The organism is Flavobacterium xinjiangense, assembly GCF_900142885.1.
Lineage (GTDB): Bacteria > Bacteroidota > Bacteroidia > Flavobacteriales > Flavobacteriaceae > Flavobacterium > Flavobacterium xinjiangense.
The window spans coordinates 23,933-38,555 of record NZ_FRCL01000007.1 but is presented as its reverse complement, the minus strand read 5'-3'; the positions used below and the strand labels follow the sequence as shown (position 1 = coordinate 38,555).

Genomic DNA, 14,623 nt, shown 5'->3' with positions numbered 1-14,623 from the left:
AACAATCTAATTTATATATTTACTACGGTTCCTATGTTTTCTCCTTCGCAGATTTTCAATAGATTTCCTATTTTGTTCATGTCAAAAACTACAATTGGTAGTTTATTTTCCTGGCTCAAAGTGAATGCGGTGGTATCCATTACGTTTAATCCTTTTTTAAGGACATCATCAAATGAGATAAAATCAAATTTCACAGCCGATGCGTTTTTCTCCGGGTCACAATCGTAAACACCATCGACACGCGTTCCTTTTAGGATTACATCAGCATCGATTTCTACACCGCGTAAAACAGCTGCAGTGTCCGTAGTGAAATAAGGATTTCCTGTTCCTGCTCCAAAAATCACAATTCTACCTTTTTCAAGATGACGAACGGCTCTTCTTTTAATATATGGTTCCGCTATTGACTCCATTTTTAAGGCCGTTTGCAAACGGGTTTTCATACCTTTATCTTCTAGTGCGCCTTGCAATGCCATTCCATTAATAACAGTAGCCAGCATTCCCATGTAATCACCTTGTACTCTATCCATTCCCGCACTCGCTCCGGCAACTCCTCTAAAAATATTTCCACCACCTATTACAATGGCTATTTCTACTCCTTTTTCATGAATTTGCTTAATTTCATCAGCATATTCAGCTAGTCTTTTTGGGTCAATTCCATATTGCAAGTCGCCCATTAAAGCTTCGCCACTTAGTTTTAGAAGAATTCTGTTGTATTTCATTTTTGTGTTGCGTTGATTGGTGCAAATATAGACATATTCTGTTTTTTAAAAAAAGTGTTGCTTAAATTTTATAAATTTAGTTTTTCGTAGGATTTTTTTGCTGCTTCATAGCCAATGTTGAAGATTGCGTCCATTTTAATTTTATTAGTTTCGAAAGTGCTATACAGACATAAATCCTTTGGTTCTATTACCCAATCGCAAATATTAAATTTATGCATATTCGAGTTTGCGGAGAGGATATCAAATGCTCTGGTAGTTACCGCTTTTATAGAACTTAAATCTTTAGCTTCTATTTTTTGTATCGGACTCACATAAACACCAATTACAGTTTCACATTGTCCTTGTAAAATATCAGTAGGGAAGTGGTTTAATATACCGCCATCGCTATAAATTTTTCCATGGATTTCATAAGGGGACAATATTCCGGGAAATGCTGATGATGCTAAAATGGCATCGGTTATTTTTGTTTCGGGGCCAAAAACTTTTAGTTTTCCTCTAATCATATCCGTTGCTGTAATCTGAATCGGGATTTTTAAATCACCCAATACAGCATCTTTAAAAACAGAATGAAAGTAGCTTTTGAAGGACTCCGAATCGATTAAACCCGCTTTTTTAAAGGTTATGTGTTTCCAGTGAAAAAGATAAATGGACTTAAAAAACTCCAATATTTCTGCGGGTGTTTTGCCCCAGGCATACATCGCACCAACTATGGATCCTGCGCTTGTACCGGCCATTCTAGAGGGGTGAATTTTTTTTTCTTCCAAAAATTTAATGACTCCGGCATGGGCAATTCCTTTTGATCCTCCACCAGAAAGTACTAAGCCTATCGATTTTGTTTTTAAATCCATCTTTACAATTTGTTATAAAATTACACTTTTTGTCGAATTGAAGGTGATATATGTCATATTTAAACCCCGTTTTTATGGTAACTTTGTATAAATAAACTATTCAATATGAAAACTTCTGTAGCTAAAGCATTATTTAACAGCCATTCCTATGGTGAATATAGAAAACTAGTTTCTGATTTATTGTTGGAAGGAAAATCTACTGGTAATGAGCAATCAGATAATCTGACACTTTATAGCACGTTAAACGAAACCCGCATGAATCGTTTAGATAAAACGATGAAAATAACAGATGAAAACAGTCTTAAATTAAAGTCTCTAAAAGGAGAATATATTTGGTTAGTTATTTCCGAAGGCTGGTGTGGTGATGCCGCTCAAATCTTGCCTATTGTCCATAAAATGGCAGAAGAGTCTGGAAAAATAGAGCTTAAAATCGTCTTGAGAGATGAAAATGAAGATTTGATGAATTTGTTTTTAACTAAGAAGGCTAAAGCAATTCCAATAGTAATTGTTATCGATAAAGCTACAGGAGATGTATTGGTGAGTTGGGGGCCAAGACCAAAAGGTGCAGCAGACTTAATCAAGAACTATAAAAAAGAATTTGGTGCCATTGATGAAACTGCGAAAACAGATTTGCAATTGTGGTATTTGCATGATAAAGGATTGAGTACTCAGGAAGAACTAATTACTTTGATGGAAAATCTTTAAGATAAAAAGTGTTGTTTGTGATTAGTTTCTATTTAACAAATAATTGATCTTTTTATATTAAAAAAAATTGTAAATTAGTGACGTTAAACCAAGTCTGCTATTTGATTTACTTTTTTATTGGTGTTTAGATTTATTGTTTCACAATTTAAATTACATCACTATGAAAAAGCTATTTGAAAGGATTTATGATTATTTGTCCAATTTTCTATTTGGAGATGAAAATATCCCTCATTATTAAATTAATTTGGCGAAGCCAAGTAGAAAAAAGAGTATGGAGTAACAATACTTTAAATTTAGAAAAAACACATAGTAAATTCAATTTTGTATTTATCATGTGTTTTTGCTTTTTATATTAGAAGTAAGAATGTAAAAGTGTTCAATGCTATTTTTTTGATGTCTTAAAAGATTTAGATTTAAAAAGTAATTAAAGAAAGTCCCAAACTTATATTTCCAGAATCTCTTTGATTATTTATGGGGAATGAATAATGGTTTAATTCAATAAAAAGCATTAGATCATCAGCGTTTTGTATGCCCACGCTTATTTTTTTATAATGGCCGTTAAATTTCCTCGCCCTAGACCCAGAGCTTTTCCTATACCAAGTTGCAGAGTAATTCTGGTGTTGTCGCCTACGATTGGGCTCAATCTAAAATTTGCAAAAACTAGAACTACAACCAGTTTGTCTGTCCATTCCCAGTTAATACCGGAATGAATTCCTAATCCAATCCATTTCTCGTAATGGATTCCATATCCAAACTTAGATCCCAGGCCGTCAGGTAGAAACCAAGTTCCTTTTTCGTGTGTATAGGGATTTTCTTCGTCTCTGTCGGGATTTCCTTTTATAGAAACGGTTACGTCAAATTGTGTGTAAGTGAATTTTTTGTTTTGGGAAAAAGCAGAAAAAGCAGAGATAGCAAAAGAGTTAAGATTCCTGAAAGCCTCAAAACACTAATTATTTAGTTCTAAACTGTCTTCAAAATCAATAACATCTATGCCATCTTTTACGTCATAATCACCAATTTTTGTTCGGCGTAAAGCGGTTAAATGCGAACCTGAATTCATGGCCTTCCCAAAATCAAAAGCCAGGGAGCGAATGTAAGTTCCTTTGCTGCAGACTACTCTGAAATCGACTTCAGGAAGTGCGATTCTTGTAATTTCAAATTCGTGAATCGTAGTTTTTCTCGTCGCAATTTCAATTGTTTCTCCCGCTCTGGCATGCTCGTATAAGCGAACGCCGTCTTTTTTTATTGCGGAATAAATAGGTGGTTTTTGGTCTATTTCACCCAGAAACTGTTTGACAGTTTCGTGAATTAAAATGTCGTCAATATGTTCCGTTGGGAAAGTTTGGTCGATTTCGGTTTCTAAATCGTAGGAAGGCGTAGTGGCTCCAATATAAAAAGTTCCGGTATATTCTTTGGCTTGACCTTGAAGTTCGGTAATTCTTTTGGTGAATTTTCCGGTACAAACTAATAATAATCCGGTTGCCAACGGATCTAAAGTGCCGGCATGACCAATCTTAAATTTTTTTGGAAGATTCATTTTGGTTATTAAAGCCCATTTCATTTTATTCACCGCCTGAAAGGAAGTCCAATTCAGAGGTTTGTCAATGAGTATAATTTGTCCTTCTATAAAATCTTCGGTTGTCATTAAATAATAGTCAATGGATGAATGAAAAAGTGGATTATCAAAAGAACAATTCCAGCAATAATTCGGTAATAACCAAATAGTTTAAATCCTTTTCGGCTTAAAAAACCGATAAATGATTTTATAGCTAAAAGTGCCACTACAAAAGCTACAATATTACCAATAATAAGTAAGTTGATTTGGTCGTGATCTAGTACTAAACCATCCTTATAATAATCATAACATTTTTTCGCAGTTGCGCCTAACATCGTTGGAACGGCAAGAAAAAACGAAAATTCTGCAGCAGTAGTTCGAGATAATTTTTGAGACATTCCTCCTACAATACTGGCCCCACTTCGTGAAACACCCGGAATCATGGCAAGGCATTGGAACATTCCAATTTTAAAAGCTTGCAGATAAGTGATTTCTTTGCTTACAGGAGAAGAAACCTCAGGAACTGCAAACCAATCGTCAACTTTTAATAAAATGATTCCACCTATCAAAAGCGAAACGGCAACAGTAACGGGACTTTCTAGCAGAGCATCTATTTTTTTGCTGAAAAGCAATCCAAAAACCACCGCTGGAATAAAAGCGACTAATAATTTGAAATAAAAATCGAATGATTGAAAAAATCGTTTAAAATATAAAACTACCACTGAAAGGATTGCACCAAGTTGAATTACAATTGTAAAAAGCTTAGTAAAATCATCGTGGGCAATTCCAAAAAATGAAGAGGCGATAATCATATGGCCTGTTGAAGAAACGGGCAAGAATTCAGTAATTCCTTCAATAATGGCAAGAATAATAGCTTGTACTGTATTCATTTATGCTTTTTTTGGATTTTTAAGAATAGCAAAAACGGTGATTCCAAAACCAATTAAAACAGTTGTTGGAGCCAAACGAATTCTTCTAAAATCAAAAATCGCCTCACTAAATACTTTTGGATCGTCACTTCCACCGCCTGACATGAGTATAAAACCCAAAGCAATTACCCCAATTCCAATTAATAGAATTTTATAATTTACTTTCTCAAAAAGGAATTCGTGGTTTTGTTCGTTATTTTTCATTTTTATGTTCTATTATTTTTTACTGAACACTGCGACTGAACACTGAAAACTAATACAGGTCGTCTGTTCTCAAATTCAGGAAACGTTGAGTAGCAAAATAAGTACTCAACCAAGTGATTAATATACCTACTCCCAGTACTGCTAATAATACCAATCCAATAAGTAGTTTGTCATCCAGAATACCAAGATTCGGGAAATTTGTCTGAACATAAATTAAAACACCAATAAGTGCAAGAATAGCCAAACCAGCACCCAAAAGACCCAGTTTTAAGCTTCGCGTTACAAATGGTTTTCTGATAAATGATTTTGTTGCTCCAACCATTTGCATGGTTTTGATGATAAATCGGTGAGAATGGATGGATAAACGCAATGAACTGTTAATTAATAAAACGGCTATAAAAGTTAGAAAGACACTAACAATTAGAATCCACATACTTACTTTTTTGATGTTGTCATTGACTAAATTCACTAATTGTTTGTCATATACAATATCCGAAACCATAGCGTTTTTGCGTAAGTTGCTTTCGATTTTTGAGATGCTGTCTTTTACAACATAATCTGCTTTTAGATGAATATCAAAGGAATTCTGCAGTGGGTTTTCACCCAAAAACTCCAAGAAATCTTCACCAATAATATCGGTATGTTGCTTTGCAGCAGCTTCTTTAGTCACGTAAACGTATGATTTAGCGAAAGGAGATTTTTTTAATTCTGCATCAAAAGCCTTTAGAATGGTGTCATTCGCTTCATTTTTGAAAAATACCGTCATGGCAATTTTTTCTTTAAAATCGTCGGCCAGTTTTTTAGAATTTATGATAAAAAAGCCTAGCATTCCCAATAGAAATAAAACCAAGAATATACTTAGCACTACTGAAAAATAAGAAGAAATTAACCTGCGTTTTTGAAATTTATCAAAGGAAGAACTCATAGTTTATTGAAATTATTGGGTAAAAATAATAAAGAATTTCTTTATTTAAAGTTAATAACGCTCAAAGTTTTAACTTTCGTACAATAAACGTAAATTTGGCACCTGAAATATCCATCGCAAAAAAACTTAGTCCCGAAGTTTCGGGATAGTTACTCAGTTGCTCGGAAGCTTATAAAAATGACTTGAGTATGCGAAAGCATGACTCCATTAAAATAAAAATAAAAAACAGGAATGAAATACAATCCGAACGAAATAGAGGCCAAATGGCAGAAATATTGGCTAGAAAACCAAACTTTTAAAGCCGAAAACAACTCAACAAAACCTAAATATTACGTACTTGATATGTTTCCTTATCCATCTGGAGCGGGATTACACGTAGGACATCCGCTGGGTTACATCGCTTCTGATGTTTATTCAAGATACAAAAGACACCAGGGATTTAATGTTTTGCATCCAATGGGTTATGACAGTTTCGGATTGCCTGCGGAACAATACGCCATTCAAACAGGTCAACGTCCGGAAGATACCACTTCGGTAAATATTGACGGAGGAACGGATAAAGAAGGAAATAAAATTGCGGGATATAGAAAACAATTGGATAAAATTGGATTCTCCTTCGATTGGAGCCGAGAAGTCCGCACTTCAAATCCAGATTATTACAAACATACACAATGGATTTTTATCCAATTATTCAATTCTTGGTACAATAAAAACAGCGACAAAGCCGAAGATATTTCGACTTTGGTTTCCATTTTTTCAACAGAAGGAAATGTAAGTGTCAATGCGGTTTGCGATGAAAATATTGAAGCTTTTTCAGCAAATGAATGGAACGCTTTCGCAAAAGAACAGCAGGAGAGAATTTTACTGCAATACAGATTGACTTATTTAGCCGAGACTGAGGTGAACTGGTGTCCGGGATTAGGAACAGTTTTGGCAAATGACGAAATCGTAAATGGCGTTTCGGAACGTGGCGGTTTTACGGTAGTGCGCAAAAAAATGACGCAGTGGAGCATGCGAATTTCGGCTTATGCAGAACGTTTGTTACAAGGTTTAAATGATATCGATTGGAGTGAAAGCATCAAGGAAAGCCAAAGAAACTGGATTGGAAAATCTGTTGGAGCAACGGTGGAATTCAATGTTCAGAATTCTAATTTTAAACTTGCGGTTTTCACGACAAGACCTGATACCATTTTTGGGGTTACGTTTATGACATTGGCTCCGGAACATGAATTGGTTTCGCAAATTACAACTGCAGAACAAAAAGCGGAAGTAGAAGCTTACATAGAAAAAACGTCAAAACGTTCCGAAAGAGAACGTATGGCCGACGTAAAAACTATTTCAGGTGTATTTACGGGAGCTTATGCGGAACATCCGTTTACCAAAGAACCAATTCCGGTTTGGATTGGGGATTATGTTTTGGCAGGTTATGGAACAGGCGCAGTTATGGCGGTTCCTTGTGGCGATGAAAGAGATTATGCTTTTGCTAATTTCTTCAAAGGGCAACAAGGTATGTCAGCCATTAAGAACATTTTTGATAAAGATATATCTGAAGCTGCTTTTGGAGCCAAAGAAGGTTTTCAATTGGTAGATTCTGATTTTCTAAATGGATTAGATTATAAAAAAGGAACTCAAAAAGTAATTGAGGAATTAGAAAAATTAAACCAAGGAAAAGGAAAAACGAATTACCGTTTGCGTGATGCCGTTTTCTCTCGCCAGCGTTATTGGGGAGAACCATTTCCTGTATATTATGTGAATGGCTTGCCGCAAATGATTGATACGCAACACTTGCCAATCATCTTGCCGGAAGTAGAGAAATATTTACCAACCGAAGACGGTTTGCCACCTTTAGGAAACGCTTTGGTTTGGGCTTGGGATACAGAAACGAATCAAGTAGTTAATACTGATTTAGTCGACAATAAAACAATTTATCCTCTTGAATTGAACACGATGCCAGGTTGGGCAGGAAGTTCATGGTATTGGATGCGTTATATGGATGCGCACAACGAGAAAGAGTTTGCAAGCAAGGACGCATTGGCGTATTGGGAAAGCGTGGATTTATACATTGGCGGAAGCGAACACGCCACCGGACATTTATTGTATTCTCGTTTTTGGAACAAATTCCTAAAAGACAAAGGTTTTGCACCAACGGAAGAACCGTTCAAAAAACTGATTAATCAGGGAATGATTTTGGGAATGAGTGCGTTTGTATATAGATTAGACGGAACAAATACGTATGTTTCTAAAAATAAAATTGACGGACAAAAAGTGCAACCTATCCACGTTGATGTTTCAATGATTAATTCTTCAGATGAATTAGATATTGAAAGATTCAAAAGTTGGAGAGAGGATTATGCTGATGCAGATTTCATCACCGAAGAAAACGGAAAATACATTGTAGGTCGCGAGGTCGAAAAAATGTCGAAATCTAAATACAATGTGGTAACCCCAGATGATATTTGTAACGAATACGGAGCTGATACCCTGCGTTTGTATGAAATGTTCTTAGGACCATTGGAACAAGCTAAACCTTGGAACACGGCAGGAATTTCTGGTGTTTTTGGTTTCTTGAAAAAACTGTGTCGTTTGTATTTTGATGACAACAGTTTGATTGTTACCAATGACGCGCCAACAAAAGATAACTTGAAATCATTGCACAAAACGATCAAAAAAGTAGCGGAAGATATTGAAGGTTTCTCTTTTAATACTTCGGTTTCTCAGTTTATGATTTGTGTGAATGAATTGTCAACTCAAAATTGTCATTGTCGTGCAATCTTGGAGCCTTTAGCGATTGTGATTTCGCCTTATGCACCACACATCGCCGAAGAATTATGGTCGTTATTAGGAAATACAGGTTCGATTGCGACGGTTGATTTTCCAGTTTTTGAAGCTAAGTATTTAGTAGAGAGCGAAAAGGAATATCCAGTTTCTTTCAACGGGAAAATGCGTTTTACTATGGTTTTACCTTTGGATTTAACCAAGGAACAAATCGAGGAAATTGTAATGAAAGATGAAAGAACCATCAAACAATTAGAAGGAAGAACACCGAATAAAGTAATTATTGTTCCAGGAAAAATCATCAATTTGGTGGGGTAATATCGTGACGTAATAAATATATTAAAATCCAGATCCCAAAATCATTTTTGGGATTTGGATTTTTTGTTTCAAATCATAATTCAATCGTGGTTCCATTTTATAAATGCCAAATTGACATTGTGAAAAATTGGTGCTAAATTTGATGTATAAGTTGTAGATTTATATTTTAAAACAAGAAAATATGGGAATGAGTTATATAGTACTAGCCGGAGTAATTATGCTTTTTAGCTGGTTGGTGAGTTCAAGACTGAAAAGTAAATTCGAACATTATTCTAAATTGCATTTGCAAAACGGAATGTCTGGCGCTGAAATCGCCGAAAAAATGTTAGCTGATAATGGAATTCGCGATGTGAGAGTAATCTCGGTTGCGGGACAATTAACTGATCATTACAATCCATTGGATAAAACGGTGAATTTGAGTGAAGCAGTTTATAATCAAAGAAATGCTGCTGCTGCGGCTGTTGCTGCGCACGAATGCGGTCACGCGGTGCAGCATGCTGTGGGATATCAGTGGTTGACAATGCGGTCTAAGTTGGTTCCGGTTGTAAATGTTGCCTCGACGTACATGCAATGGATTTTACTGGCGGGAATCTTGATGATTAAAACCTTTCCTCAGTTATTGTTGATTGGAATCGTAATTTTTGCTGCAACGACTTTGTTTTCAATAATTACTTTGCCTGTGGAATACGATGCCAGCCATCGTGCATTAGCTTGGTTAGAAAATAAAAATATGTTAACGCAACAAGAGCAGGCTGGCGCCAAGGATTCTCTGAAATGGGCGGCAAGAACTTACGTGGTGGCTGCTTTGGGTTCTATCGCGACGTTGTTGTATTACATTTCTATTTACATGGGAGGGAATAGAAGAGATTAGATTATTGGATTTTTAGATAAATTAGAAAAAAGCCGTTTGTAATCCAAACGGCTTTTTTATGTTCATATACATCTAAAAATCTATAGTTGAATCTGTCTGTCAATTTGTTGGTCTAATGAAATGAAAGTTTCCGTTCTGGAAACGCCTTCAATAGCCTGAATTTTTGTGTTGAGCAATTGCATTAAATGTTCATTGTCCCGACAAATAATCTTTATCAGTATTGACCAGTTTCCTGTGGTATAATGGCATTCCAGAACCTCTGGAATTTTTTTTAAATCTCTAACGGCTTCTGGATTTCTTGCGGCTTTGTCTAAGTAAATTCCAACAAATGCCATTGTGTTGTATCCCAGAATTTTGTTGTTTACCGTAAACTTGGAGCCCGAAATCACTCCGGATTGTTCCAGTTTTCGCAAACGTTGATGAATCGCAGCTCCTGAAATCCCTATTTTATTAGCGATTTGAAGGATTGGCATTCGAGCATCTTCCATCAGGAAACGTAAAATTTCTTTGTCGATACCGTCTATTTCTACTACTAAGGAATTGATTTTCATAAATTGCTATTTGTAATTAAAATATAAAAGTTAGTTTTAATTTAAAATCAAATTTAAGTAAAAAACGAATAATAGTAATGAATAACAATATTTTTGTGATTGTTGCATAAAAAAAACCATCCGTTTTGGCGGATGGTTTATATGATTTAGAAATAAATTTAAATCTATTTTGTTTTGTTTGCTTCAATAATATATTTTTCCAAAGCCATTGTCATCGAAGGAGTAGCAGGTGTAGGAGCAAGTATGTCTACTCTTAAACCATGATCCAACGCTTCTTTTTGGGTTGTGCTTCCAAAAACTGCAATTCGAGTGTTGTTTTGTTCGAAGTCTGGAAAATTCATGAATAATGATTTTATTCCGGTTGGGCTAAAGAAAGCCAAAACATCATAATATACATCGGCTAAATCAGATAAATCACTCATCACTGTTTTGTAAAAAACGGCTGGGGTCCAGTCCACTTTCAATGCGTTCAGCGTTATTGGCGCGTCAGCATTTAATTGATCTGAGGCAGGCAATAAGAATTTTTCGTCTTTGTATTTTTTTATTAGTGGGGACAAATCGGCAAAATCTTTAGGTCCAACATAGATTTTACGTTTTCGATACACTACATATTTTTGCAGGTAAAACGCAATGGCTTCAGATTGACAGAAATATTTTAATCCTTCAGGGACTTTATAACGCATCTCATCAGCAACTCTAAAGAAGTGATCAACAGCGTTTTTACTCGTCAAAATAATAGCAGTATATTGATTGAGATCGATTTTTTGAAGTCTAATCTCTTTTGCATTTACTCCTTCTACGTGAATAAAAGGTCTGAAATCAATTTTCACTTTATGCCTTTGTTGAAGCTCAAAGTATGGGGAATTCTCCACTTTAGGTTCGGGTTGTGACACCAAAATTGTTTTCACTTTCATATTTAAAACGGTTTCTAAGCACTCCCTTTTGTAAACCAATAATACATAAAATAATAGGGAGCTATTTCAAGAGTGCAAAGATATAAAATAAAATAAAACAACTTACCTAATATTAAATTTTGATAGTTTTTTATTGAAATTAAATAGCTTATAACGTTGGCACCTATTACTATAGCTATAAATAGTAAAACCATATTTTTTGATAAGGAGTCATAATAGAACAAAATAATGTTGATTGGGAGTATAAATAAACCAATATAAGTTCTATAAGTAACCTTTTGAAGATTAAATTGTTCAACAAATTCTTCAATATCAAAAGCAGTGGCAATTATTTTTTCGATTAAATATTTCGATAAAATAAAGAAAATAAGAAAGGTGATTATTTGAATGTATAAGATCCAATCTGTTTTTAGCGCTTTGCCAAAATTGCTCAGCGAAAGCTGAATAAAAAAAGCAAATGAGATTACCTGAACAAAAAACAAGGAGATGGTAAAACCACTTTTGAGGTGGCTACTGTCTCTGTAAACTTTTGTGTATTTATCAGAGAAAATTAAATTTGCAAAATCACCAAAACGATTTTCGAATACGGATTTAGTGAATGCAATGGTAGCAAACGACAACACAAATAAAAGTGTTGCCCAGTCATTATTTTCGATTGTTCTCAGTTGAAGTACATGTTCCGTCATAGCGATGCAAAATTACTAATTTTTTATATCATTCTTTTTATTATAATTTTATTATGAATCAAATCGTATAAAAAGTTTACTTTTGCGGTGAAATTACTCTAAAATATGAACGATTCCATTGTTATAATCCCAACCTATAACGAGATTGAAAATATAGAAAGCATTATTCGATCGGTGCTTTCCCAACACAAATTTTTTCATGTTCTTATTATTGATGATAACTCACCAGATCATACAGCTGATAAGGTAGTTCAACTACAATCGGAATATGCAGGCAGATTATTTTTAGAAAAAAGAGCCAAAAAATCGGGTTTAGGAACGGCTTATGTACATGGTTTTAGATGGGCTTTGGAACGAAAATACGAGTATGTTTTTGAAATGGATGCTGATTTTTCGCACAACCCTAATGACTTAGAAAAATTGTATAAAGCCTGCCATTTAGGCGATGCTGATTTGGCAATAGGTTCCAGATACGTTACCGGAGTGAATGTTGTAAACTGGCCTTTAAGTAGAGTTTTAATGTCATATTTTGCATCGGTTTATGTGAAATTGATAACGGGAATGAAAATTCACGATGCCACGGCAGGATTCGTTTGTTACAAAAGAAATGTATTGGAACAAATCAATTTAGATAAAATAAAATTTGTTGGCTATGCCTTTCAAATTGAAATGAAATACAGAACGTACTGCAATAAATTTAGAATTGTTGAGGTGCCTATTATTTTCACGGATAGGACTAAAGGACAGTCAAAAATGAGTAATTCTATTATTGTTGAAGCGGTTTTTGGAGTTATTTCACTTAGATTAAAAAAATTAATTAACACATTATAAGAAAAAGATACGATGAACAGGGTTTTAATTAAGAATGCCAAAATAGTAAATGAAGGAGTAATTTTTGAGGGCGATGTATTAATTGAAAATGACTTAATTGTTGAAATTTCAGAAAGTATCAGTGCCAAATCTTCTCAATGTGTGATTATTGATGCAGAAGGGAATTATTTGATGCCTGGAGCTATTGATGATCAAGTGCATTTTAGAGAGCCTGGACTTACGTATAAAGGCGATATAGAATCAGAATCGAAAGCGGCAGTTGCAGGGGGAATCACTTCTTATATTGAGCAGCCGAATACGGTACCAAATGCTGTAACTCAAGAAATTTTAGAAGAAAAATACCAAATCGCTGCAGAGAAATCCTATGCGAATTATTCTTTTATGATGGGCGCGACAAATAATAATTTGGAAGAAGTTCTAAAAACAAATCCAAAGAATGTTGCGGGAATAAAAATATTTTTAGGATCATCAACCGGTAATATGTTGGTCGATAATGAATCGACTTTAGAAAAAATATTTTCAAGTACTCCAATGCTTATCGCTGTGCATTGTGAAGATGAAACGACAATTCAAAATAATTTAGCAAAATACAAAGAAGAATTTGGAGAGAATGTTCCAGTAACTGCTCACCATTTAATTCGCAGTGAAGAGGCTTGCTATATCTCTTCTTCAAAAGCAGTGGCACTGGCTAAAAAAACCGGTGCACGTTTGCATGTTTTTCATCTTTCTACTGCCAAAGAAATGGATTTGTTTACCAATAAAATACCATTGGAAGACAAAAAAATTACCGCTGAAGTTTGTATTCACCATTTATGGTTTACCAATGATGATTATGCGACCAAAGGAAATTTGATCAAATGGAATCCTGCAGTAAAAACAGCCAATGATAGAAAGGTTTTATGGGAAGCATTGCTTGATGACAGAATTGATGTAATAGCAACGGATCATGCGCCACATACACTTGAAGAAAAAAAACTCCCATATCTGCAAGCTCCTTCTGGTGGTCCATTAGTACAACATGCTGTGATAGCTATGTTTGAAGCACATCATCAAGGGAAAATTAGCATTGAAAAAATTGTTGAAAAAATGTGTCATAATCCAGCCAAGATTTTCAAAATTGAGAAGCGTGGTTTCATAAGAGAAGGCTATTATGCCGATTTAGTTATTGTAAATTCAGGTTTGCCTTGGAGTGTAAAGAAAGAAAATATTATAGCTAAATGTGGTTGGTCACCTTTTGAAGGATTTACATTTAAATCCAGAATTACGCATACTTTTGTAAACGGACAATTGGTTTACAACTCTTTTAAAGTGAAAGACATCCGTGCAGGGAAACGATTGTTGTTTGATAGATAGAAAAAAATGAAGAAAATAATTATACTTTTAGCGATTGTAGTTGTGTTTGTTAGCTGTAAGGATGAGGTTGTCAAAAAACCAAATCGCCTTATAGAGAAAGAGACAATGATCAACATTATGTATGATTTGTCAGTTTTAGACGGTATCAAATATCAAAATCCGGCTTCTTTGGACTCTTTTAAAATAAATCCAAACAAATATATTTATAAAAAGTATAAAGTGGATAGTCTTCAATTTGCGCAAAGCAATATTTATTATGCTTCTAATTATGAAGAATATTCAGCAATTGTGGATGAAATAAATACTCGATTAGTTGCAACGAAAGCAGGATTAACTAGCTTGATTAAGGCTGAGGCAAAGAAAAAGAATCCAATAAAGAAACCAATTTTGCCCAAAAGTAAAGTGATAGATTCCGTGAAAACTAAGTAAAGAAAAAGGT

The 14,623-nt window shown here is 34.6% G+C and carries 15 protein-coding genes; 6 read left to right on the top strand and 9 right to left on the bottom strand.

Features of this window, described 5'->3' with window-relative positions; genetic code table 11:
• Positions 1 to 11 precede the first annotated feature (11 nt).
• Positions 12 to 719 (bottom strand): UMP kinase, encoded by a 708-nt coding sequence (gene pyrH / locus BUC23_RS09780; protein ID WP_073208981.1) that lies wholly within the window; start codon positions 717 to 719, stop codon positions 12 to 14.
• Positions 720 to 787: 68 nt separating this feature from the next.
• Positions 788 to 1,567, bottom strand: coding sequence for a patatin-like phospholipase family protein (locus tag BUC23_RS09775; RefSeq protein WP_073208979.1), 780 nt, complete (start codon positions 1,565 to 1,567; stop codon positions 788 to 790).
• A gap of 105 nt (positions 1,568 to 1,672) precedes the next feature.
• Between BUC23_RS09775 and BUC23_RS09770 the strand changes: the two genes are divergently transcribed.
• On the top strand, positions 1,673 to 2,272 hold the full coding sequence (locus BUC23_RS09770; RefSeq protein ID WP_073208977.1) for a thioredoxin family protein: 600 nt from the start codon (positions 1,673 to 1,675) through the stop codon (positions 2,270 to 2,272).
• 946 nt (positions 2,273 to 3,218) lie between these two features.
• Here BUC23_RS09770 and truB read toward each other — a convergent pair.
• Genes truB through BUC23_RS09745 form a run of 4 tightly spaced genes read right to left on the bottom strand, consistent with a single transcriptional unit; the run spans position 3,219 to position 5,885 of the window.
• Positions 3,219 to 3,917 carry a tRNA pseudouridine(55) synthase TruB gene (gene truB, locus BUC23_RS09760; protein WP_073208976.1) on the bottom strand — a complete coding sequence of 233 codons (699 nt, stop codon included), beginning with the start codon at positions 3,915 to 3,917 and terminating at the stop codon, positions 3,219 to 3,221.
• Positions 3,917 to 4,717: an undecaprenyl-diphosphate phosphatase gene (locus BUC23_RS09755; protein WP_073208974.1), complete on the bottom strand. Its 801-nt coding sequence runs from the start codon at positions 4,715 to 4,717 to the stop codon at positions 3,917 to 3,919. The genes truB and BUC23_RS09755 overlap by 1 nt, the downstream gene beginning before the upstream one ends.
• Entirely contained in the window at positions 4,718 to 4,960 is a 243-nt protein-coding gene (locus BUC23_RS09750; protein WP_073208972.1) for a DUF3098 domain-containing protein, read from the bottom strand.
• Between the two features lie 49 nt (positions 4,961 to 5,009).
• Positions 5,010 to 5,885, bottom strand: a complete 876-nt coding sequence (locus BUC23_RS09745) for a cell division protein FtsX (protein WP_073208970.1) — start codon at positions 5,883 to 5,885, stop codon at positions 5,010 to 5,012.
• Positions 5,886 to 6,116: 231 nt separating this feature from the next.
• Here BUC23_RS09745 and leuS point away from each other — a divergent pair, with 231 nt between their 5' ends.
• Positions 6,117 to 8,978 (top strand): leucine--tRNA ligase, encoded by a 2,862-nt coding sequence (gene leuS / locus BUC23_RS09740; RefSeq protein WP_073208968.1) that lies wholly within the window; start codon positions 6,117 to 6,119, stop codon positions 8,976 to 8,978.
• Positions 8,979 to 9,159: 181 nt separating this feature from the next.
• Positions 9,160 to 9,849 carry a zinc metallopeptidase gene (locus tag BUC23_RS09735; RefSeq protein ID WP_139259825.1) on the top strand — a complete coding sequence of 230 codons (690 nt, stop codon included), beginning with the start codon at positions 9,160 to 9,162 and terminating at the stop codon, positions 9,847 to 9,849.
• Between the two features lie 80 nt (positions 9,850 to 9,929).
• Here the strand turns inward: BUC23_RS09735 and BUC23_RS09730 are convergent, their stop codons facing one another.
• From BUC23_RS09730 to BUC23_RS09720, 3 genes are all read right to left on the bottom strand, one after another.
• Positions 9,930 to 10,400: an Lrp/AsnC family transcriptional regulator gene (locus BUC23_RS09730; protein ID WP_073208966.1), complete on the bottom strand. Its 471-nt coding sequence runs from the start codon at positions 10,398 to 10,400 to the stop codon at positions 9,930 to 9,932.
• A gap of 164 nt (positions 10,401 to 10,564) precedes the next feature.
• A complete protein-coding gene (locus BUC23_RS09725) occupies positions 10,565 to 11,314 on the bottom strand; it encodes a uroporphyrinogen-III synthase (protein ID WP_073208964.1) in 750 nt (249 codons plus the stop codon).
• Positions 11,315 to 11,328: 14 nt separating this feature from the next.
• Entirely contained in the window at positions 11,329 to 12,000 is a 672-nt protein-coding gene (locus BUC23_RS09720) for a DUF4271 domain-containing protein (RefSeq protein WP_073208962.1), read from the bottom strand.
• A 105-nt stretch (positions 12,001 to 12,105) separates the two neighbouring features.
• On the opposite strand from BUC23_RS09720, the gene BUC23_RS09715 reads away from it, so the two are divergent.
• The 3 genes from BUC23_RS09715 to BUC23_RS09705 are packed head-to-tail and all read left to right on the top strand — an operon-like array spanning position 12,106 to position 14,613.
• Complete coding sequence (locus BUC23_RS09715) at positions 12,106 to 12,831, top strand: polyprenol monophosphomannose synthase (RefSeq protein ID WP_073208960.1); 726 nt, start codon at positions 12,106 to 12,108, stop codon at positions 12,829 to 12,831.
• Between the two features lie 12 nt (positions 12,832 to 12,843).
• Positions 12,844 to 14,184 (top strand): dihydroorotase, encoded by a 1,341-nt coding sequence (locus tag BUC23_RS09710; protein WP_073208958.1) that lies wholly within the window; start codon positions 12,844 to 12,846, stop codon positions 14,182 to 14,184.
• Between the two features lie 6 nt (positions 14,185 to 14,190).
• A complete protein-coding gene (locus BUC23_RS09705; protein ID WP_073208956.1) occupies positions 14,191 to 14,613 on the top strand; it encodes a DUF4296 domain-containing protein in 423 nt (140 codons plus the stop codon).
• Positions 14,614 to 14,623: the final 10 nt, after the last annotated feature.

Excerpts from the sequence above, each read along its gene's own strand:
- BUC23_RS09770 (WP_073208977.1), top strand. The coding sequence starts at position 1,673 with ATGAAAACTTCTGTAGCTAAAGCATTATTTAACAGCCATTCCTATGGT.
- BUC23_RS09715 (WP_073208960.1), top strand. The coding sequence starts at position 12,106 with ATGAACGATTCCATTGTTATAATCCCAACCTATAACGAGATTGAAAAT.
- truB (WP_073208976.1), bottom strand. The coding sequence starts at position 3,917 with ATGACAACCGAAGATTTTATAGAAGGACAAATTATACTCATTGACAAA.
- BUC23_RS09730 (WP_073208966.1), bottom strand. The coding sequence starts at position 10,400 with ATGAAAATCAATTCCTTAGTAGTAGAAATAGACGGTATCGACAAAGAA.
- BUC23_RS09710 (WP_073208958.1), top strand. The coding sequence starts at position 12,844 with ATGAACAGGGTTTTAATTAAGAATGCCAAAATAGTAAATGAAGGAGTA.
- pyrH (WP_073208981.1), bottom strand. The coding sequence starts at position 719 with ATGAAATACAACAGAATTCTTCTAAAACTAAGTGGCGAAGCTTTAATG.
- leuS (WP_073208968.1), top strand. The coding sequence starts at position 6,117 with ATGAAATACAATCCGAACGAAATAGAGGCCAAATGGCAGAAATATTGG.
- BUC23_RS09750 (WP_073208972.1), bottom strand. The coding sequence starts at position 4,960 with ATGAAAAATAACGAACAAAACCACGAATTCCTTTTTGAGAAAGTAAAT.
- BUC23_RS09705 (WP_073208956.1), top strand. The coding sequence starts at position 14,191 with ATGAAGAAAATAATTATACTTTTAGCGATTGTAGTTGTGTTTGTTAGC.
- BUC23_RS09720 (WP_073208962.1), bottom strand. The coding sequence starts at position 12,000 with ATGACGGAACATGTACTTCAACTGAGAACAATCGAAAATAATGACTGG.
- BUC23_RS09725 (WP_073208964.1), bottom strand. The coding sequence starts at position 11,314 with ATGAAAGTGAAAACAATTTTGGTGTCACAACCCGAACCTAAAGTGGAG.
- BUC23_RS09735 (WP_139259825.1), top strand. The coding sequence starts at position 9,160 with ATGGGAATGAGTTATATAGTACTAGCCGGAGTAATTATGCTTTTTAGC.
- BUC23_RS09745 (WP_073208970.1), bottom strand. The coding sequence starts at position 5,885 with ATGAGTTCTTCCTTTGATAAATTTCAAAAACGCAGGTTAATTTCTTCT.
- BUC23_RS09755 (WP_073208974.1), bottom strand. The coding sequence starts at position 4,717 with ATGAATACAGTACAAGCTATTATTCTTGCCATTATTGAAGGAATTACT.
- BUC23_RS09775 (WP_073208979.1), bottom strand. The coding sequence starts at position 1,567 with ATGGATTTAAAAACAAAATCGATAGGCTTAGTACTTTCTGGTGGAGGA.